The organism is Paenarthrobacter sp. AB444, from assembly GCF_028736865.1.
GTDB lineage: Bacteria > Actinomycetota > Actinomycetes > Actinomycetales > Micrococcaceae > Arthrobacter > Arthrobacter nicotinovorans_B.
Window position 1 is genome coordinate 408,718 of sequence record NZ_JAQZBY010000001.1, and the last position, 19,049, is coordinate 427,766.

Genomic DNA, 19,049 nt, shown 5'->3' on the forward strand with positions numbered 1-19,049 from the left:
AATGTCAGCAGAAACTTTGACCGTCGCCGTCATCGGAGCCGGAGGCAAGATGGGGATGCGCGTTTCCCGGAACCTCCAGAAGTCCAACCACACGGTCTTCTACAGCGAGAACTCTCCCGCCGGCCAGGAACGCGTCCAGGCTGAAGGCCGCGAGATCACCGCCACCGACGACGCCGTCAAGGGCGCCGACGTCGTGATCCTCGCCGTGCCGGACACCGTGCTGGGCGTCGTCTCCGAAGGCGTCGTCCCGCAGATGAAGGCAGGCTCCATCCTGCTCACGCTTGACCCGGCCGCCGCCTACGCCGGCCTGCTGGCCAAGCGCGACGACGTTGTCCAGGCCGTCGCCCACCCGTGCCACCCCTCCGTGTTCCTCGAGCGCACCACCAAGGAAGAATGGGCCGACACCTTCGGCGGCGAAGGCGCACCGCAGAACGTGGTCGCAGCCATCGACGACGACGCCCCCACCGCAACCCGCGACGCAGCCGAAGCCGTCATCCGCACCATCTACGCGCCCGTCATCGACGTGCACTGGGTCACGGTCTACCAGCTCGCGGTTCTGGAACCCACCCTGGTGGAAACCGTGGCCTGCATGATCGGCACCCTGCTCAACGAGGCACTCCACGAGACCGTGCACACCGTCGGCGTGCCTGAGGCAGCTGCCAAGGCCATGCTCTTCGGCCACGTCCAGATCGCCCTCACCAACGCCCTGCGCGGCTCCAACCCCTTCTCCGAGGCCTGCGAAATCGCCATCCAGTACGGCAAGGACACCATCATAAAGGACGACTGGAAGAAGATCTTCGACGACTCCGAGCTGGACAACGTCATCGCCAAGATGCTCAAGCTGGACGCCGTCAAGCGCTAAGCACCCCCGACTGATGGCACTGAATTTCGTCCTGGAATTCAGTGCCATCGCCCTATCTCTTCCATGAAAGCGAGTCTGCTATGACTGCCGTTTTGCCCGAAACCCAAGAACTGTCATGGACCGATCTGGACAAGAAGGCAGTTGACACCGTTCGCGTGTTGGCTGCCGACGCCGTGGAGAAGGTCGGCAACGGCCACCCTGGAACGGCAATGAGCCTCGCTCCAGCCGCGTACCTGCTGTTCCAGAAGCTGATGCGCCATGACCCGAAGAACCCGGACTGGATCGGCCGCGACCGTTTCATCCTGTCCCCCGGTCACACCTCGCTGACCCTGTACATCCAGCTGTTCCTCTCCGGCTACGGCCTGGAACTGAAGGACCTTGAGGCACTGCGTACCTGGGGTTCGCTGACCCCGGGCCACCCCGAGTACAAGCACACCGCCGGTGTGGAAATCACCACCGGCCCGCTGGGCCAGGGCCTGGCTTCCGCTGTTGGCTTCGCGTACTCACAGCGCCGCCAGCGCGGCCTGTTCGACGCCGATGCTCCCGCAGGCGAATCGCCGTTCGACCACACCATCTGGGTCATCGCCTCCGACGGCGACCTCCAGGAAGGCGTGACCTCCGAGGCGTCCTCGCTTGCCGGCCACCAGGAACTGGGCAACCTCGTAGTGATCTACGACGAGAACCACATCTCCATCGAAGACGACACCGACATCGCCTTCACCGAAGACGTCCTCAAGCGCTACGAAGCCTACGGCTGGCACACCCAGCGCGTTGACTGGACCCGTCCCAGCGAAAACAATCCGACCGGCGACTACGTCGAAGACGTCCAGGAACTGTACTCCGCACTGCAGGCAGCCAAGGCAGAGACGAACAAGCCGTCCATCATCTCCCTGCGCACCATCATCGGCTACCCGGCACCGAAGAAGCAGAACACCGGCAAGATCCACGGTTCCGCCCTGGGTGCCGAAGAAGTCGCAGCACTGAAGACCGTGCTCGGTTTCGACCCGGCCAAGTCCTTCGACGTCGACGAAGAGGTCCTGGCACATGCCCGTAAGGTCCTGGACCGCGGCGCCGAGTCCCGCGCCGCCTGGCAGGCCAGGTTCGAGGCATGGCAGGCGTCCAACCCGGACGGCGCCGCCCTCTTAGAGCGCGTTGAGGCCAAGAAGCTTCCGGTGGGCATCGACCTTGCCCTTCCCGTGTTCGAAGCCGGCAAGGACGTTTCCACCCGTGCGGCATCGGGCAAGGTCCTGAACGCCATCGGCCCGGTCCTTCCCGAGCTCTGGGGCGGCTCCGCCGACCTCGCCGAGTCCAACAACACCACCATCGAAGGTTCGCCGTCGTTCATCCCGACATCACGTTCCACGGACGCCTGGAAGGGCAACCCCTACGGTCGCGTCCTGCACTTCGGTATCCGCGAACACGCAGCGGCCTCGATCGTCAACGGCATCTCCCTCCATGGCCGTACCCGGGCCTTCTCCGGCACGTTCCTGATCTTCTCGGACTACCAGCGTCCGGCCATCCGCCTCGGCGCGCTGATGGGCGTCCCGTCCCTGTACGTCTGGACCCACGACTCCATCGGCCTCGGCGAAGACGGACCCACGCACCAGCCCGTGGAACAGCTCGCCTCCCTGCGCGCCATCCCCGGCCTGGACGTCGTCCGCCCCAGTGACGCAAACGAAGTCTCCGCTGCCTGGAAGGCCATGCTGGAGAACCACGAGAACCCCGCCGGCATCGTGCTGACCCGCCAGAACATCCCCACCTACGCCCGCGGTGAAGGCGAAGCCACCGGTGATACCTTCGCATCCACCGCAGGTGTGGCCAAGGGCGGCTACGTCCTGGCCGAAGCCTCCAAGAACGGTGAAACGGTGGACGCCCAGGTCATCCTGATCGGCACCGGCTCCGAGGTCCAGCTCGCCGTGCAGGCCCGCGAAGCACTCCAGGCCGAAGGCATCGCCACACGGGTCGTCTCCATGCCGTGTGTCGAGTGGTTCAACAAGCAGGACGAGGCATACCGCGAGTCCGTCCTCCCGGCCTCCGTCAAGGCCCGCGTCTCCGTCGAAGCCGGACTCTCCCAGGGCTGGCGCGAATTCGTCGGTGACGCCGGCCGCTCCATCTCGCTGGAACACTTCGGCGCCTCGGCTGACTACAAGCGGCTCTTCCAGGAGTTCGGCATCACCGCCGAGGCTGTCACAGCCGCCGCCAAGGACTCCCTCACAAACGCCACCGCGTAACACCTGAGGGCCTTGGTATTACGAAATTCCGCCATCATGGGCCGTTACCCGCTGCTTTGCCGTTCCAAGTGGCACCGCGCCCTAGGGAGAGGACTGTGCCGTGGGAATCACGTGAAAGCAAAACCCCTCCGAAGGGGCATGCGGTGCCCGAGGTGAGACTCGAACGCAATTCGCGGCCTTGTCATTGCTGGGATCCCGCGAACATATGCGGATGTACACCAGTCCGGGGTGACTAACAAGTGTGGACAGTGTCCACACTTGTTAGTCAACGGCTTCCAGCCCGGTTTTCTGGGTTCGAGGGTGCCCTGACTGGACGGGCGTCCCTGGCAACACTCGATGAGCGCCGCTAATTGGACTAAAGAATCCCATCATCTGCAGTTCACGAGCAAGCGCTCGAGCGAAAATCCCTCTGACAATGGACCTGGACCAGCGGACTACGGCCCGAAGGCCGGAGATGCTCGTTGGCCACGAAACCCTGCCAACTGGTCCTGGTTGGCAGGGCTGGCAGTTACTTCTCTCACTGGCATCCATGAAGTAGCAGTACCGTTACTGGTTGGCATCAGGCTTCCCTCGCTGACGAACTGCCTCGCCTGAGCGTCGCGGTCCGGCGCCCACCAGCCGCTGGTGGGGCAATGGTCTCCCGTACGGACGGCACTTATAGGCCTGGGTCCGCTCTGTCGTTTGCTGCTGATAAGGCTTCTTTTCTTCATGCCAACTCCTACGCATTTGGTGACCGCTAGTCAACTCTAATGACTAGCAGTAAACCATAGTTGGAATTTCGTGCGTATCAAGCAGAAGTTTCAGCCCTGTTACTTCTCCTCGCCCCGCTCCGCGCTTCTTAGGCAGCTCAGAAATTCGTCCACTGCTGGCGCAGGACCGGCGCTCCGGGCAGCGAAGAGGGACGTCCGAGGGTTGCCCGCGATGGGCCTGGCCACCACGCCAGGCATCTGGAATCGACGCACGGACTCGGGAAGGATCGACAGCCCAAGTCCTGCTGCGACCAGGCCGAGGACGGTTTCTTGGTGGATGGTTTGTTGGACCACGTTCGGGGACACTCCTGCCTCATCGAAGAGGTTCAGGACGCGTGCAACAAAGCCAGGCATGAGGCGGTACGGGAACAGGATCATTGGCTCCCCTTGGAAATCCTGGGGTCGGATCTCCGCGCGCGATGCCAGCGGGTGGGCCTCGGGCACGACGGCAACCAACGCCTCAGTGCTGACCAGCTCCAGCGTGAGGCCTGGTACCTCACCGGGGTCCCGGAGCACACCAAGGTCCAGCTCGCCGTCGAGCAGTTGCTCAATTTGCTCCCCGCTGGTGAGGGGGAAAAGAACCAGCTCCACGCGGGGCCGGCGTTCCCGAAAGACCCTTATAGCTTCCGGGATAGTGCTGTAGCTGGCAGAGCTCACGAATCCGACCCTGATCCGGCCACTAAGTCCTGCTGCCACACTGGCGGCATCGCCGGCGGCGTCGTCGAGTTCCGTCACGGCGCCTTGGATCCGGTTCCTGAACGCCTCTCCCGCCGGGGTCAGCGCGACGCGGCGGGTGGTCCGATCAAACAGCTGGACGCCCAGCTCTGTCTCCAGCCTGCGGATAGCCACAGTCAGCGGCGGTTGGGTTAGGTGCAACCGTTCGGCAGCTCGGCCAAAGTGGAGCTCGTCCGCGACAACGAGGAAATAGCGCAGCTGCCGGAGTTCCATGTTCATTCTTTCGTCAGACGTTAACAATAACAACAAAAATGATATTGGACGCAACTGATCAAACGGTGAGTAACTAAGGAAAAGCGAAGAAATCCGCGCACTTCATCCACCACCATCAGGAGTCTTTTATGGAATCGTCCGAATACGTCGTCGTTGGAGCTGGCCTGTCCGGCGCCGCTACCGCTTGGCAGCTTTCGGCCCGCGGCCACGAGGTCGCACTGCTGGAGCGGACCACCCCGGCCAACGACGCCGGCAGCTCCCACGGCTCTGCCCGCATCTTCCGCTACGCCTACCCGGACGAGTTCTACACTTCCCTAGTCCAGGAGGCAAAGGCCGGATGGGACGAGCTGGCCCGCCTGTCGGGAAAGCAGCTGATTACGCCCCACGGCGCCGTGGATTATGGTCCGGTGCGCCAGCCCGAACGACTCGCCGCGGTCCTCGAAGCCCGCGGCATCGAGCACGAACTGCTGACCGCCGGGCAAGCCCAGGACCGGTGGAGTCAGATTGCCTTCGACACCGACGTACTGTGGCACCCCGGCGCTGGCGTCATCGACGCCCATGAATCAGTTGCCGCAATGGTGGACCAGGCCGCCGCCCACGGAACGACACTGCACGCCAATTGGGAAGTCGCCTGCATCACTGAATCCGCTGGCGCCTATACCCTCACGTCCTTGGACGGACGTTCCATCCGGGCCGCCAACGTCGTCGTCGCGGCAGGCGGCTGGCTGCCGAAGCTCTTGGGCTCGCTATCCCTGCCAACGTCCTTCCTTGAGCATTTCCCGGATTTCGAGGTCCGGCAAGAGCAGGCCTACCACTTCCCCTACATTGACGGCACTGACCCTGCCTCCTGGCCAACCTTCATCCACAAGCGCGAGGGCTGGCAGTCCTACGGCCTGCCGGGCGGCCGCGACGCGGACTTCCGGGGCCAAAAGGTCGCCGAATACAACGGCGGCAAGATTCTGCCCTCCGCGGCAAACCAGGACGGCCTGATCGACCCAGCCAACCGCCGTCGGGTGATCGAATATGTCGAAAAGTATCTGCCAGGCCTCGTGCCCGAACCATACGCTGAGACCACCTGCCTGTTCACCAACACACCCACCGAAGACTTCATCATCGACCGCGCCGAGCGCATCACCATCCTCTCCCCCTGCTCCGGGCACGGCGCCAAGTTCGCCCCGCTCATCGGACAATTCGCCGCCGACCTCGCCACCGGCACGGGAACGGTCCCCGAACAGTTCCGCGTGGCAGCTCAGGCAACAACTGCAGGAGCGCGCTCATGACCCACCTCACAGGGATTCTCACCCACCAGGCAAGCACGACGGCGGCAACGGTCACCGGACTGCTCTCCGACATCGCCAACCTCGGCACTGACACAGTACGTGGCGGCTATACCCGCCCCGTCTATTCCACCGCTGAACTGGACTTGCGCGAATGGTTCATCCAAGAAGCCAACCGGCGCGGCCTTGCCGTGGAAACCGACCGCAACGGATCCATCTGGGCCTGGTGGGATACCCCCACCAAAGATCGCAGCAATGCCCTGGTCACCGGCAGCCACCTCGACTCCGTCCCCGGCGGCGGCCCCTTCGACGGACCCCTCGGCGTGGCCTCCGCACTGGTCGCCGTCGATATTCTCAAGAGCCGCGGAACTAACCCAACCCGGCCACTCGCCGTCGTCGTTTTCCCGGAAGAAGAAGGCTCTCGCTTCGGCGTCGCGTGCCTCGGCTCCCGCCTCATGACCGGCGCCATCGACCCGGACAAGGCCCGGAACCTCCGCGACCCCGACGGCAACACCTTCGCCGACACCGCCAAAGCCAACGGCCTCGACCCCCGCTTCATTGGCCGCGACGAGGTACTCCTGGGCCAGATCGGCGCGTTCGTTGAACTCCACGTCGAACAAGGCCGTGGCCTGATCGGCCTCGACCAGCCCATCGCGATCGCCTCCTCCATCCTCGGCCACGGCCGCTGGCGTCTGAGCTTCCACGGGCAAGGCAACCACGCCGGCACCACCCTCATGGCAGACCGCCACGACCCCATGATCGCCGCCTCCCGGACCGTCGTCGCCATCCGCGACACCGCCCGCGAACAACCACACGCCCGGGCAACCGTAGGCAGGCTCCAACCAGTCCCCGGCGGAACCAACGTCATCGCTTCCCGCGTGGACTTCTGGCTCGACATCCGCCACCCGGACGACGCCGTCACTGCGGCTGTGGTGGAAAGCATCCACACCCAAGCGCAACTGATAGCTGCGGAAGAAGGCTGCACCGTGGACCTGCGCGAAGAATCGCTTAGCCCCACGGTCCACTTCGACCCCGCCCTGCAAAAGCAACTCCAAAAGGCCCTCCCCGAGGCGCCCATCCTGGACACCGGCGCTGGACATGATGCAGGAGTGCTCTCCCCCCATGTCCCCACGGCCATGATCTTCGTCCGGAACCCCAGCGGCGTCTCCCATTCCCCCGAAGAGCACGTCGTGGACGAAGACGCCGACACCGGAGCCCAGGCCCTGGCCGACGCCCTACAAGCTCTTCTCGTCTAACGTCCCACAGGGCGACCGAGAAGTTACACGCCGGAAACATTCGCTTGACGAAAGCGTAACGGCATCAGCGTTTACTAGCAGTTACCACCGTTTCCCAACAAGAATTTAGGAATCCCGCATGTCTACTCAAATTAACTTCCGCTACCTCAGCGAACCGGACATGATCGAAGCCGGTGTCGGTGACCTCGTCCGTTGCACCGATGTCATGGAAGAAGCACTCGTCCTCCTGCGCCAAGGCGACTACCGGATGGCCGGCGAGAACGGCAATTCCCACGGCGCCATGATTACCTTCCCGGCAGCTCCGGAGTTCGAGGGCATGCCGAAGGACGGCCCGGACCGCCGTTTCATGGCCATGCCGGCCTACCTTGGCGGACGTTTCGGCACCTCCGGTGTGAAGTGGTACGGCTCCAACACCGAAAACCGGGCCAAGGGACTCCCCCGTTCGATCCACGTGTTCGTCCTCAACGACCGCGACACCGGTGCCCCGTTGTCGATCATGAGCGCCAACCTCCTCAGCGCCTACCGCACCGGCGCGGTCCCCGGCGTCGGCGTCAAGCACCTGGCAAAGGCAGACGCGAAGGTCGCCGCCGTCGTCGGACCCGGCGTCATCGCCCGCTCCGTCCTCTCCACCACTCTGGCCCTGCGCCCTTCGATCGACACCCTCTACGTCAAGGGCCGCAGCACCGGCAGCACCCAAGCCTTCGTTGACTGGGCCCAGGACACTTTCCCCCAGTTGACCAAGGTCGCCGCAGCCGAGACGATCGAAGACGCCATCGCCGAGGCCGACGTCGTCATGGCCACCACCTCCACCGACGCCGCCGGCAGCGAAGCGTTCCCGTACTTCCCCAAGCACGCCATCAAGCCCGGCGCCCTGCTGCTGCTGCCCGCAGCGGCCCGCTTCGACGACGACTTCCTCCAGGGTGACGCCCGCCTGGTCATCGACGCCGAAGGCCTCTACCGTGCCTGGCTCGAAGAGTACGGCCCCACCGCCTACCAGATCCTCGGCATCCCGGGCTCGCACTGGTTCGGCCTGCTGGAAGAAGGCAAGCTCCCCGCATCGAAGATCGAAGAGATCGCCGACATCGCCACCGGCAAGCTCCCGGCGCGCCGCGACGACGAGGAAATCATCCTCTACTCCGTCGGTGGCATGCCCATCGAGGACGTTGCCTGGGCCACCGACCTGTACCGCACGGCCGAGGAGAAGAACATCGGCACTGTGCTGAACCTGTGGGACACCCCCGCCCTCGCCTAAGCACCACAGACCCGCGTGGGGGCAGAGGTCACCTGCCCCCACGCGCACCAATCAACCGCCTCCACCAACTGCACGAATGAAAGGGGTTTCCCATGGACACGGGAAATATCGCCTGGCTGCTGGTCAGCTCGGCCCTGGTTTGCTTGATGATCCCCGCCCTGGCCCTCTTCTACGGAGGCATGGTGGGCTCCCGCCGCATCCTGAACATGATGATGATGTGCTTCGGCGGCGTCAGTATCGTCGCTGTCCTCTGGGCAGCCTTCGGCTACTCCGCAGTCTTCGGGAACTCCATCGGCGGCCTCGGCCTCATCGGTGACGTCACCCAGTTCCTCGGGCTCGAACAACTCCTCGCCGACGATCCCAACGCCACCCTGCCGCCCGCGCTCTTCGCCGCGTTCCAACTCTTTTTCGCGGGTATCACCACCGCCATCATCGCCGGAGCCGCAGCCGGACGCATGAAATTCGGCGCCTGGATGCTCTTCGCCGCGCTCTGGGCAACCGTTGTCTATCTGCCCGTCGCCCACTGGGTGTTCGCCCTCGACTCCGCCGACGGCAGCATCACCGGCGGTTGGATCCTCAACAACCTCAAGGCCATCGACTTCGCCGGCGGCACCGCAGTCCACATCAACGCCGGCGTCGCAGCACTGGCCCTCTCCCTGGTCCTTGGCCGCAGCGCCGGCTGGCCCAAAAGCGAGCACGTCCGCCCGCACAGCCGCCCACTCGTCCTCGTCGGAGCTGGCCTGCTATGGGTCGGCTGGTACGGATTCAATGCAGGATCAGCCCTCGCCGCCGGCAACACTGCCGCGGTCGTCTTTCTCACCACCTCCGTGGCAGCTGCCGCTGCGCTACTCGGCTGGATCGCCGTCGAACGCCTCCGCCGCGGCCGGGCCAGCAGCATCGGCGCAGCCTCCGGGCTCGTCGCCGGGCTCGTCGCCATCACCCCCGCCTGCGGTGCGGTCGGCCCCCTGGGCGCCATCGCCATCGGCGCCATCGCCGGCGTCGTGTGCTCGTTGGCCGTCGAATGGAAGTACCGCCTAGGCTACGACGATTCCCTCGACGTGGTCGGCGTCCACTTGGTTGGCGGCATCATCGGCACCCTCCTCATCGGCGTCTTCGCGACCGAGGCCGCACCCAACAAGACCGCAGGGCTGCTTTATGGAGGCGGCTTCGGGCTCCTCGGAACACAGGCCCTGGCCACCGGAGCCGTCCTCGTGTACTCCTTTGTCGCCACCTGGCTCGTCGCTAAGCTCGTCCAAGTCACTGTCGGCCTGCGAATCCGGCCCGAGGACGAACTGCGCGGCATCGACCTCGCCGCCCACGCCGAAGAAGCCTACCTCGTCGACGAAGAACCGGAGATGCTCGGCTCTCCCTCCAGGTCCTGATGAACGTCGTCAGTTACTGCGATCTCACCGAATCCCGCTGGATCAACGGCGGCGGCACGGTCAGGGTCATCGCTTCCGGGGCCATCGCCAGCGACGGCACCGTCAGCTTCGCAGTAAGCGACCGCTGGGATTGGCGACTCTCCATAGCCGACGTCGGGCAACCCGGAGACTTCTCCCAGCTGCCCGGCGTCGGGCGCATCCTGACAGTGGTCGACGGCGGACCGCTTCACCTCACCATCAACGGCAAATCCCGGATGGCGGCCCCCTACCAACCGCTGGCGTTCGACGGCGGCATCCACACGAGGGCGGCACTGCCCAAGGGACCGGTCAGAAACCTGAACCTCATGTGCCGGAAAGGTCATGCCGGCGGCAGCGTCTCTGTCATTCCACTGCAGGAACATGCGCTGCTGCCGCACCAGGCCGCTGTACTGTTGGACGGTGAAGCCTTTGCAGGCGGAAGGAAACTCAACAGCCTAGATACGGTCTTCGGGTCGCGAAACAAAAAGGTCCTGGTTAAAGGAACCGGAACCCTCGCATTGGTGGGACTGTACGGTGCCATCAATCGCTGAAACAGGCGCCGCCGCCATCGCTTCAGGGGGCGGTCACGGCCAGGAAACGGATGGGAACTTCCACCAAGCGCAGCGGCCCATGAGGGCCCTCCCCTTCAAACACCAGAGAGTCCCCCGGGCCGAGTTCATATTCATAGGATCCGTGGCCATAGATCATTCGACCCTCCAACATGTGGATGAACTCGGTGCCGGGGTGCTGGAACTGCGGAAACACATCCGAGGCACTGGTCAAGGTAACCAGGCTTGGCTCAATGGCCCGCTCCCGCCTTTTCAAAGAACCCAGGGAACGGTATTCGTGGCCATGCCGGGTGCCACTCCTGACAGTTACGCTGCCTTCCCCGGCCCGTGTCAGCGTTGCTTCGCGTTCAGTGTCCGCACCCTGGAACAGTGCGGTAACAGGGATATTCAAGCCCTGGGCCAGCCGCTGCAAGGTGGTGAGCGACGACGAGGTACTGGCTGATTCGATCTTGGAAATCATCGCCTTGGACAAGCCTGTCCGGTTTGCGAGTTCGGCGGCGGACATCTCTGCTTGGAGCCGATGGCGCTTTACTTGCGCTGCAATGACGCCCTCCAAGGGGCCAACTGCAGCCACGTCGACGTCAGTTGAGCCGGGCGCGTCAAGTTCAGCCTTTTCAGCCCACTCTGTAGTCATGCATCGAGTATAGGCGGGCATACCTTTGCTCTCTTGAGAAGATCCCCCACGCGCTCTGGCACTTGTCCGTCGCTGCGTGGTTGCTGACGTTGCTAGCATTGCGGTCGAAGCCGGGTTTGCTGGGCCATCAACCATTCAATGGTGAAACCAGGCGTTCAGCGGTTGCAGCTCGCGCTACCATTTATCGCTGCCAAAACGTTAGTCGTCGGGCTGCACGAGCTTGGCCCCTGCCAGGCAAACAGTACTCAGGACATCAAACAAAAGGGAGCGACCGAGGCACTTTTTCAGAACCAACGAGTCCGATAAAGCGTTTCAGAAGTGCCTGTGTATGGACATCCACCGTGGCGTCGTAGCTCTCAAAGTCCATCAAACCTTGCCTCGCCTTTTGCATGCCAGTTACATCGCCCTCATCCACTAGCGGCAGCCATCGTCTGAATCCATCGAGCGAGAGCTCAGGGTGGAATTGCACCCCCCACGCCCGATCGCCAACGCGAAATGCTTGGTGCCGATACTGATCAGTCGATCCCAGCCACTCCGAGCCGGGAGGTAGCTTCACGATGGTATCCCCGTGAAAGGAGCCGACGAGTAGTGGGTTGGGGAGTCCTTCCATAAGAAGATCGTTCACAGCCGCTGGCTGCCAAGTTACGCGTATCACTCCAGCCTCAAGCCCATGGCTCCCGCGAGAGACTAAACCGCCGAAGGCTTGGGCCATCAATTGCGCGCCTAAGCAGATGCCTAAAGTCGGAACGCGTCTCATGGACGCACGGACGATGATCGCCCTAATGTCCCCTAGCCAGCTATAAGTCGCGTCATCCAGAGAACTCATGTCCCCACCCAGGATCACCAGGGCATCTTCATCCACAAATTCCGGGATTGCTTCACCCTTGAAGGGCTGGACCACCCTAACCCTCATGCCGGCGTCGTAGAAGTGCGGAGCCAGCCGATCCAAGGGGCACTGGGGATCGGGCTGAATAACAAGCACCCTCATTTGAGGACTGTCTGAAATCAGTGGGTGGGCCGTCACTGTTGGATACTCCATTCGTCGTGGTCAATGCAAATGACCCAACCAAATGATGCAGCAGTCTGTGACTGTTAGTCAACTTCGTTGAGCGCTAGTAATCCGACTGTTGCCGCTGTATTCCTGGCGGCCGCTTCAGCGCCTTCGTGAAACAGAAATCGATCGTAAAACCCATGCAGCCAAGGATGCACTCACGCTTTGCGAAAGGGGCATCGAGGAACTTCGAAGCTTGCTCGGATAACCAGACAACTCCCGCCGCTCGATTTTCATGCATACATGCCCGAACGAGGAGCGCCCCTGACCTGGAGCGGCTAGGTGTCGTTGCTTTTGCCGCCACCAGGACCCTCAAGGAATACGAGGCGTCAGGTGAAGGGACGATCAAGCCACTATCTGCGGCAGACCCGCCAAAGCGTAAAGCGGCTTTGACCGAGACATTGCTGTCGAACTCATCTCGTCATGTGCGTTCGTAGGCGAAGCTGGACTAGATGGTCGATCCAAAGTGCCGATGACTTCATAAGGCGAGGTCTTCCGGTCGATCCTACAGAGCTAAGGAAGACGCCCCGTATCCTTTCTATCCACAGCTCAGGCGCTACAACGAAACAATTGAAGCACTGGAAGCGGCACACTGCCGATTTTCCGTCAACGCGGCAAACATGAAGGTGGCTAGGGACCTGGCGATGATTCCTCTGGATCCTCTCCTCCTTAAGACCGATCATCCGTCGGGAGATCGCAACTCCCACGCCCATAGGCAACCAGGTGCCATAGCGGATGTCGAAGAATCGCTCGCCAAATTGCGTGGAACAACAACTGTAGAGATCCGCCGCCGAACTTGGGTCAACTTCTCCAACCTTGTTAATGAGGTTGGCGTGGATGCGCTGCTCCCGAACCCTATTCAACAAACGGTGACCGCCGTTCGAAAGTAGCTTGCACCCCTCCATCCTGAAGAAGCTGCGTCGCGACACTATCGCGAGTCCTGCCCGCCCCAGGCGAGCATCGTCATCCGGTTAGCCGGGACGCATGCCTTTACCCACGTGAAATAAATTGCCGTGCACGCCACACAACTCAGTCTCCAGGCCAATCGTCAATGGCCGGGAACTCGCATGCACGAGCATGCATGCGGCGGGAGTTCGGCATGCCCAATCAGCAGCAGCGGACCTTAAAGGTTAGTTTCGTAGGTCTGGCTGACAAGGTCTGCACCGAATTGGCGTCCAGGCTCTTCCTGGGTCAGTTGGAATCCCCGGTCCAGATAGATTTGTCGCGCCGGCCCAAGAATGTCGGTCGTCCACAGGGTGATCCGCCGGTAGCCGGCGTTCCGGGCGAAGGCCATACAAGTGTCGACGAGCTGTCCGCCGAGCCGGTGGCCGCGGCCGTCGGGACGCACGAGTAGGGTGCGCAGTTTCGCAGTTGCGTCATCAGCTTTGACGCAAAAGATGCATCCAACTCGTTGTCCGTCGATCTCGGCAATCCAGGCCGCCTCCCGTGCCGGGTCGTGATGTGCGGCGTAGTCGGCGACGATCCTCGCTACAAGCGCCTCGAAGCTCGAATCCCAGCCAAATTCCCGGGAATACACCTCCCCATGTGCCATCACGACCCAGCCGAGGTCTCCAGGTTGACCCAAAGGCCGTATCACGACGTTGGCCTGATCTGCCATTGGTTCTCCATCCCAAGTTGCTGAAACGATCGTTTCAGTAGCTTAGGATAGGCGCATGACCACCCGGGAGACAACTGCATCAACGCGGCGCGAGGAGCTGCTCGAACTGGCCTATGGCTACGTGCTGCGGCACGGACTGGCAGACCTTTCCCTGCGACCCCTGGCGGCTGACATCGGTTCGAGCCCCCGCGTGCTGCTGTTTCTCTTCGGCAACAAGGACGGCCTCATCCGTGCACTGCTTTCCCGTGCGCGGGCCGAGGAGGTGTCGCTGTTGGCAGAACTCAAGTCCCGACCCGGCGGCAGTCTTTCATTTGTCGCGGGGGAGCTGTGGCGCTGGCTTTCTGCGCCCGAGAGAAGGCCGGTCCTGGCGCTTTGGGTTGAAAGCTATGCTCGGTCACTCGTCGATCCGTCGGGCCCGTGGGCAGACTTCGCTCGAGCCACTGTCGATGATTGGCTTAACCTGCTGGTGACGACGCAGGAGCCAGCAGCTCAGGACACGGAACAAGGCCGATCGGACAGAACCGCGGCCCTCGCAGTCCTTCGCGGCGCACTGCTGGACCTGCTGGCCACAGGAGACACAGCAAGAACCACCAGGGCTGTGGCAGCGCAGCTGGCCACACTTGCCAAAAGAGCCTGAAACCGGAACTCGTCCATCGTGGAGACATGCATCAGATGCATGAAGCCTGGAGCCGCAAGGGATCCCGGCGCAAAGTTCCTCCCCACTCCCGTAGCTTGGTGTCGATATGGGTGCTTAGCGGCGGGGGGTTGATGTAAGAACAAATCTTTTGCGCTGAAGCACCGTTGGTGGCTGCAAGCGCAGCTTTGGTCCCATGTCAGACAGTAACGGCAACGGGGTCGACGCAACCCCCAAGATTGCGGCGACCCCGTTGGTCTCTCCCCCCGCCCTTCGTATAGGGCAAGCACCGACAGCAGGGCCGACGACGGCCGGGATAGGTTCTCGCTGCCGGTTAGCGGCCTGGGAAACCCGCTTGGCGCCGTCGGCCTTCACTCGGGATTCTCCGCCGATGCCACCGGCTGGTTTCCCCGCCGCCGCGCTCCACCCGGTCCGTCCCGTCTTGCCAAAACCGAAATCTCAGCCGCCGGCTGAACGCGCCACGACTCCTTACGTGGCCAAAGTCATGCATCGGTCTACAGGAAATAGCAGCCGCTGGGATAGTCCGAGTCAACTCCACTAAACGACCCGGCATCTCTTTTAGCGAATGCCTGCCTCCCTCACGGCGATTTAAGGTTGAGCCAGGAATGCGTTTAGTTGTAGGGATCTGCGATGCCGATGTATTGGGTGGTGGTGTATTCGGCGATGCCTTCGGAGCCTCCTTCACGTCCGAGCCCGGATTGCTTCACGCCGCCGAAGGGTGCTGCGGCGTTGGAGATGACGCCGGCATTGAAGCCGACCATGCCGAACTCGATCTGCTCGGCCACCCTGAGCAAACGGTTGAAGTCGCGGCTGTAGAGATAGGACGCGAGTCCGTACTCGGAGGCGTTGGCGAGGCGGATCGCGTGGGCTTCGTCCGTGAACGTGGTGACGGGGGCGACGGGTCCGAATATTTCCTCCCGCAGGATCCCGGCGTCGTTGGGGACATTTGCGAGCACGGTGGGTAGGTAGAAATACCCGGCGCCATCGGCTGGTGAACCCCCAGTGAGGGCAGTAGCGCCGGCGTCGACGGCGGCGCTCACCAAGGCATGCACGTCATCCCGGGCGCCGGAGTCGATAAGCGGCCCCACTTGCGTGCCCGGTTCGGTGCCGCGGCCGATGACCAGGACGCCCATGGCGGCGGCAAACTTTCGGGTGAACTCCTGCGCGACGGATTCGTGGACAAGAAAGCGGTTGGCAGCGGTGCAGGCTTCGCCCATGTTGCGCATTTTGGCGGCCATGGCTCCTTCGACAGCGGCGTCTAGGTCCGCGTCCTCGAACACGATGAACGGTGCATTCCCGCCGAGTTCCATGGAGGTTCGCAGCACGTTCTGGGCTGCGTCGGCCATGAGGCGTTTGCCTACCGGGGTGGAGCCGGTGAAGGAGACCTTCCGGAGGCGGGGATCAGCCAGGAGTGGGCCGCTGATGCCGGAAGCTGACGCGGAGGAGACGACGTTCAGGACTCCAGCGGGCAGGCCGGCGTCGAGCATGGTTTGGGCGAAGTATTGCGCGGTCAGGGGTGTGAGTTTGGCAGGTTTGAGGACCATGGTGCAGCCGGCGGCGATGGCGGGCGCTACTTTGCGGGTGGCCATCGCGAGCGGGAAGTTCCACGGTGTGATGAGCAGGCAGGGGCCGACGGGTTTGTGCTGGACCAGGATCTTGTTCTTGCCTTCGGGGGTGGTGAGGTAGCGGCCGTAGTCGCGGACGGTTTCTTCGGAGAACCAGCGCAGGAATTCGGCCCCGTAGGTGACTTCACCACGGGCTTCTGCGAGGGGTTTGCCCATTTCCAGGGTCATGAGCAGCGCGAAGTTCTCGGCCCGTTCGGAGACCAGATCGAAGGCGCGGCGCAGGATCTCGGCCCTCACCCGTGGTGCCGTCCTGGCCCAGGAAGCCTGCGCCGCGGCGGCCGCGTCCAACGCTGCCACCGCGTCCTCGCTCGTCGCGGAAGCCAGCGTGGCGAGGACCTCCCCCGTGGCGGGATCGTGGACATCGAACGTCCCGCCGTCGGACGCGTCCCGCCACTGCCCGCCGATCAGCAACCCGGTCGGGACGGAGGCAAGCAGGGACGTTTCATGGTCAGTGGTCAAAGTGGTCATGTGATTCCTTGCAGATAAAGGGCGTTCAGCTGCCCGTGGCCTGGATGACGGTGTCCAGCCAAGGAACGCGGTTGCTGAAACGGCTGATTTTGGATGGGAGGGTCCATCGGTACGCGTCGTGCTCGTCGTTGAGGGTGAGCCGCCGCTGGGAGCTTACGGCCGTGAAGGTGTGGACCAGCCAGGGGTTGCCGTCGACGTCCGGGATGAGGAGCTGTTCTCCGCGGTGGAAGGCGGTGAGATTGGCGCGGGTGAGGCCCGCTTCTTCGTGGAGTTCCGTGCGGGCCTGTTGCTCCGGCGACATGCCTGCTTCGAGGTATCCGGTGATGCAGTGCCACAGGCCCTGCTCATGTCCCACGCTCTGGCTGCGCTTGAAGAGGGCCAGCCGTCCCCGCCACTGCACGACGGCGGCAACAACTTGCCGGGGCGGCCCGGCGGTCACTTCGATCAGCCCAGGGGCCGCCCCGTGGAGGGTTCGGGTGTCCATCAGGCGCCCCGGTTGAAGAATTGCTCGCTCGTCAGTACTTCGCAGAGCGGTGAGAGCAGTCTAAGGAGTGCGAAGGACTGCTCCTGTGCTTCGTCGCTGACGGCGGCGCAGGCGTCGGAAATGACGGTCACGAAGCGGCCGGCGTCCACCGCACCAAGGGCGGTGGAGAGGACGCAGCAGTCCGTGGCCACGCCGGTGAGCACCATTTCCGAACCAACCGGAACAAGGTCTGCGAGCTCCGAGCCCCACTTGGAGAAGGTGGGTGCGTCGACCACCGTTGCGGTGCTTGGGACATCCATGGTGATGTCCCAAGCACCGGACTCCGGCGGAAACCGCATCTGGTCCCAGCGCCGGTAGTAGGCGGACCAGCCTCCGGTTTCCTGCGGGTCCCGGACGAACCGGGTGAACACGGTGGTGGGGCCGATGTTCTCCTGCAGTTGGTTGATGACCGGGACAATCTCCCCATAGCGGGGAACCTGCCACTGCCCTGCGTCGCGGAAAGCCCGTTGCATGTCCACCACCACCAAGCGTGTCTGTGTCACAGGGTCTGTGCCTCCGGACGGCTGTCCAGCATCTCGAGTCCGGAGAGGCGTTTGCGCCGGTTGGTCGCGAAGTAGACGGCGACTGCGACAGCGGCGCCGACGTAGTAGGACAGGTCGCCGATGCCAGGGAACGCTGCTGCGATGGGACCGGTGTAGATGGAAGACATCCAGAACGGCGAGGAGAGCACCACACCGGCGGCCCAGGCTACGAAGCCCCATTCGAACTTGCGGGTCTTGTCGAACAGTTCGCGCAGTCCGCGTTCTGTGCGGCGGCCACCGCGGAGGTAGTCGCAGACCAGGACGGCGACGTAGGGAGCGATGCAGTATGCAGTGAGGTTAAGGAACGCGGTGAAGCCCTCGTTGAAGCCGGTTTGGCCCCACTGTGCCACCAGGTAGGAGGCGACGCAGATGACGATCACGGCGATGTGGCGCTTGACCGGAACACCCATGGTCTGGATGGAGATGGCGCCGCCGTAGACGTTGAGGAAGTTCTGGGTGAAGGACGACAGCGCGACGACGCAGAGGCCTACTGCGGCCCACGGACCCATGACTTCCTTCAGGGCGCCGATGCTGTCCGTAGCCGTGGTGGTTGAGCCGAGCAGGGTGCCCAGAATGCCCATCCATACAAGGGTGATGAAGTTGCCGAGCATGGTTGCCCAGCCTGCGCCGCGGCGGTTTCCTGCGGTGTTGGGCAGGTAGCGGGAGTAGTCCGAAGCGAACGGCATCCAGGCGACGATGAAGGAGAAGAACCAGCCGAAGAAGATGATCCAGCCGCCCACGCCGTCAAAACCGGGAGCGGATTCGTTGGCGACATTGACCACCTTGCCGTTGGCCGCGGCGACGATCGTGATGAACACAAAACCAATCACCAGAACGAAGGACAGGATGCGCTGGAGGAAGTGGATCAGGTTGTAGCCGATCACCGCCACGCCCAGCTGGATTCCCATGAGGATCAGGGACGAGACCCAGAACGGAATATCCGTGAGCAGGGCGATCGCTTGCCCGCCCAGGATAACGGTCACGGCCGCCCATCCGATGCCGGCGAAGACGTTGACATAGGCCACCGGGAAGAGGTTACCTACGAAGCCCAGTGGTCCGCGGCCTTGCATCTGCTGGGGAATGCCCAGCCGCACACCCATGGCTGAGAGGTAACCCATGCCCGCCGACGAAATGACGCCGGCCAGGACGATGGCCAGGACAGCCGCCCAGAACGGGAGGCCAAAGTACGTGGCGCTGAAGCCGAGGACCACGATGGGGAAGTTCATTCCGGCGGCAAACCAGAGGAAGAACTGGGAACGAGGCTTGCCGTGGCGCTCGACGTCCGGGATGTGCTCGATGCCGTAGGGTTCGATTTTGGTGAGGCTGTCGCGGTACCCGCGATCTTCGGCGACGCTGTCTTCTGCGGCGCGCATGGTTTCAGGGCTCATG

At 63.2% G+C, this 19,049-nt stretch carries 16 protein-coding genes; 8 read left to right on the forward strand and 8 right to left on the reverse strand.

Going from position 1 to position 19,049, the window contains the following annotated elements:
• Nucleotide 1: 1 nt before the first annotated feature.
• Complete coding sequence (locus PQ627_RS01900) at nucleotides 2-862, forward strand: phosphogluconate dehydrogenase C-terminal domain-containing protein (protein WP_274258118.1); 861 nt, start codon at nucleotides 2-4, stop codon at nucleotides 860-862.
• A gap of 80 nt (nucleotides 863-942) precedes the next feature.
• Nucleotides 943-3,093 carry a transketolase gene (gene tkt / locus PQ627_RS01905; RefSeq protein WP_274258119.1) on the forward strand — a complete coding sequence of 717 codons (2,151 nt, stop codon included), beginning with the start codon at nucleotides 943-945 and terminating at the stop codon, nucleotides 3,091-3,093.
• Between the two features lie 809 nt (nucleotides 3,094-3,902).
• Here the strand turns inward: tkt and PQ627_RS01910 are convergent.
• Nucleotides 3,903-4,790: a LysR family transcriptional regulator gene (locus PQ627_RS01910; protein ID WP_274258120.1), complete on the reverse strand. Its 888-nt coding sequence runs from the start codon at nucleotides 4,788-4,790 to the stop codon at nucleotides 3,903-3,905.
• Nucleotides 4,791-4,918: 128 nt separating this feature from the next.
• On the opposite strand from PQ627_RS01910, the gene PQ627_RS01915 reads away from it, so the two are divergent.
• The 5 genes from PQ627_RS01915 to PQ627_RS01935 all read left to right on the forward strand — a co-directional run bounded on the left by PQ627_RS01915 (nucleotide 4,919) and on the right by PQ627_RS01935 (nucleotide 10,526).
• Entirely contained in the window at nucleotides 4,919-6,070 is a 1,152-nt protein-coding gene (locus PQ627_RS01915; RefSeq protein ID WP_274258121.1) for an FAD-dependent oxidoreductase, read from the forward strand.
• On the forward strand, nucleotides 6,067-7,323 hold the full coding sequence (locus tag PQ627_RS01920; protein ID WP_274258122.1) for an allantoate amidohydrolase: 1,257 nt from the start codon (nucleotides 6,067-6,069) through the stop codon (nucleotides 7,321-7,323). Before PQ627_RS01915 ends, PQ627_RS01920 begins: the two co-directional genes overlap by 4 nt.
• A gap of 118 nt (nucleotides 7,324-7,441) precedes the next feature.
• On the forward strand, nucleotides 7,442-8,575 hold the full coding sequence (locus PQ627_RS01925) for a tyramine oxidase subunit B (RefSeq protein WP_274258123.1): 1,134 nt from the start codon (nucleotides 7,442-7,444) through the stop codon (nucleotides 8,573-8,575).
• 92 nt (nucleotides 8,576-8,667) lie between these two features.
• Nucleotides 8,668-9,957 carry an ammonium transporter gene (locus tag PQ627_RS01930; protein ID WP_274258124.1) on the forward strand — a complete coding sequence of 430 codons (1,290 nt, stop codon included), beginning with the start codon at nucleotides 8,668-8,670 and terminating at the stop codon, nucleotides 9,955-9,957.
• Nucleotides 9,957-10,526 carry a HutD/Ves family protein gene (locus tag PQ627_RS01935; RefSeq protein WP_274258125.1) on the forward strand — a complete coding sequence of 190 codons (570 nt, stop codon included), beginning with the start codon at nucleotides 9,957-9,959 and terminating at the stop codon, nucleotides 10,524-10,526. The genes PQ627_RS01930 and PQ627_RS01935 overlap by 1 nt, the downstream gene beginning before the upstream one ends.
• Nucleotides 10,527-10,548: 22 nt before the next feature.
• On the opposite strand, the gene PQ627_RS01940 is transcribed toward PQ627_RS01935, so the two are convergent.
• The 3 genes from PQ627_RS01940 to PQ627_RS01950 form a co-directional block, all read right to left on the reverse strand.
• Complete coding sequence (locus PQ627_RS01940; protein WP_274258126.1) at nucleotides 10,549-11,178, reverse strand: helix-turn-helix domain-containing protein; 630 nt, start codon at nucleotides 11,176-11,178, stop codon at nucleotides 10,549-10,551.
• Between the two features lie 253 nt (nucleotides 11,179-11,431).
• Complete coding sequence (locus tag PQ627_RS01945; RefSeq protein ID WP_337993521.1) at nucleotides 11,432-12,217, reverse strand: type 1 glutamine amidotransferase; 786 nt, start codon at nucleotides 12,215-12,217, stop codon at nucleotides 11,432-11,434.
• Between the two features lie 1,135 nt (nucleotides 12,218-13,352).
• The gene (locus tag PQ627_RS01950) at nucleotides 13,353-13,847 is read right to left on the reverse strand and encodes a GNAT family N-acetyltransferase (protein WP_274258128.1); all 495 of its coding nucleotides are present in this window, start codon (nucleotides 13,845-13,847) and stop codon (nucleotides 13,353-13,355) included.
• Between the two features lie 55 nt (nucleotides 13,848-13,902).
• On the opposite strand from PQ627_RS01950, the gene PQ627_RS01955 reads away from it, so the two are divergent.
• Nucleotides 13,903-14,484, forward strand: coding sequence for a TetR/AcrR family transcriptional regulator (locus PQ627_RS01955; protein ID WP_274258129.1), 582 nt, complete (start codon nucleotides 13,903-13,905; stop codon nucleotides 14,482-14,484).
• A 629-nt stretch (nucleotides 14,485-15,113) separates the two neighbouring features.
• Here the strand turns inward: PQ627_RS01955 and PQ627_RS01960 are convergent.
• Genes PQ627_RS01960 through PQ627_RS01975 form a run of 4 tightly spaced genes read right to left on the reverse strand, consistent with a single transcriptional unit; the run spans nucleotide 15,114 to nucleotide 19,048 of the window.
• Entirely contained in the window at nucleotides 15,114-16,595 is a 1,482-nt protein-coding gene (locus PQ627_RS01960; protein ID WP_274258130.1) for an NAD-dependent succinate-semialdehyde dehydrogenase, read from the reverse strand.
• Nucleotides 16,596-16,620: 25 nt separating this feature from the next.
• On the reverse strand, nucleotides 16,621-17,079 hold the full coding sequence (locus tag PQ627_RS01965) for an NUDIX domain-containing protein (protein ID WP_274258131.1): 459 nt from the start codon (nucleotides 17,077-17,079) through the stop codon (nucleotides 16,621-16,623).
• Entirely contained in the window at nucleotides 17,079-17,621 is a 543-nt protein-coding gene (locus PQ627_RS01970; protein ID WP_274258132.1) for a cysteine hydrolase family protein, read from the reverse strand. Before PQ627_RS01970 ends, PQ627_RS01965 begins: the two co-directional genes overlap by 1 nt.
• Nucleotides 17,618-19,048, reverse strand: coding sequence for a purine-cytosine permease family protein (locus PQ627_RS01975; protein WP_274258133.1), 1,431 nt, complete (start codon nucleotides 19,046-19,048; stop codon nucleotides 17,618-17,620). The genes PQ627_RS01970 and PQ627_RS01975 overlap by 4 nt, the downstream gene beginning before the upstream one ends.
• Nucleotide 19,049 lies beyond the last annotated feature (1 nt).

Coding starts and splice junctions, on each gene's coding strand:
- PQ627_RS01900 (WP_274258118.1), top strand. CDS start 2: ATGTCAGCAGAAACTTTGACCGTCGCCGTCATCGGAGCCGGAGGCAAG.
- tkt (WP_274258119.1), top strand. CDS start 943: ATGACTGCCGTTTTGCCCGAAACCCAAGAACTGTCATGGACCGATCTG.
- PQ627_RS01910 (WP_274258120.1), bottom strand. CDS start 4,790: ATGGAACTCCGGCAGCTGCGCTATTTCCTCGTTGTCGCGGACGAGCTC.
- PQ627_RS01915 (WP_274258121.1), top strand. CDS start 4,919: ATGGAATCGTCCGAATACGTCGTCGTTGGAGCTGGCCTGTCCGGCGCC.
- PQ627_RS01920 (WP_274258122.1), top strand. CDS start 6,067: ATGACCCACCTCACAGGGATTCTCACCCACCAGGCAAGCACGACGGCG.
- PQ627_RS01925 (WP_274258123.1), top strand. CDS start 7,442: ATGTCTACTCAAATTAACTTCCGCTACCTCAGCGAACCGGACATGATC.
- PQ627_RS01930 (WP_274258124.1), top strand. CDS start 8,668: ATGGACACGGGAAATATCGCCTGGCTGCTGGTCAGCTCGGCCCTGGTT.
- PQ627_RS01935 (WP_274258125.1), top strand. CDS start 9,957: ATGAACGTCGTCAGTTACTGCGATCTCACCGAATCCCGCTGGATCAAC.
- PQ627_RS01940 (WP_274258126.1), bottom strand. CDS start 11,178: ATGACTACAGAGTGGGCTGAAAAGGCTGAACTTGACGCGCCCGGCTCA.
- PQ627_RS01945 (WP_337993521.1), bottom strand. CDS start 12,217: ATGGAGTATCCAACAGTGACGGCCCACCCACTGATTTCAGACAGTCCT.
- PQ627_RS01950 (WP_274258128.1), bottom strand. CDS start 13,847: ATGGCAGATCAGGCCAACGTCGTGATACGGCCTTTGGGTCAACCTGGA.
- PQ627_RS01955 (WP_274258129.1), top strand. CDS start 13,903: ATGACCACCCGGGAGACAACTGCATCAACGCGGCGCGAGGAGCTGCTC.
- PQ627_RS01960 (WP_274258130.1), bottom strand. CDS start 16,595: ATGACCACTTTGACCACTGACCATGAAACGTCCCTGCTTGCCTCCGTC.
- PQ627_RS01965 (WP_274258131.1), bottom strand. CDS start 17,079: ATGGACACCCGAACCCTCCACGGGGCGGCCCCTGGGCTGATCGAAGTG.
- PQ627_RS01975 (WP_274258133.1), bottom strand. CDS start 19,048: ATGAGCCCTGAAACCATGCGCGCCGCAGAAGACAGCGTCGCCGAAGAT.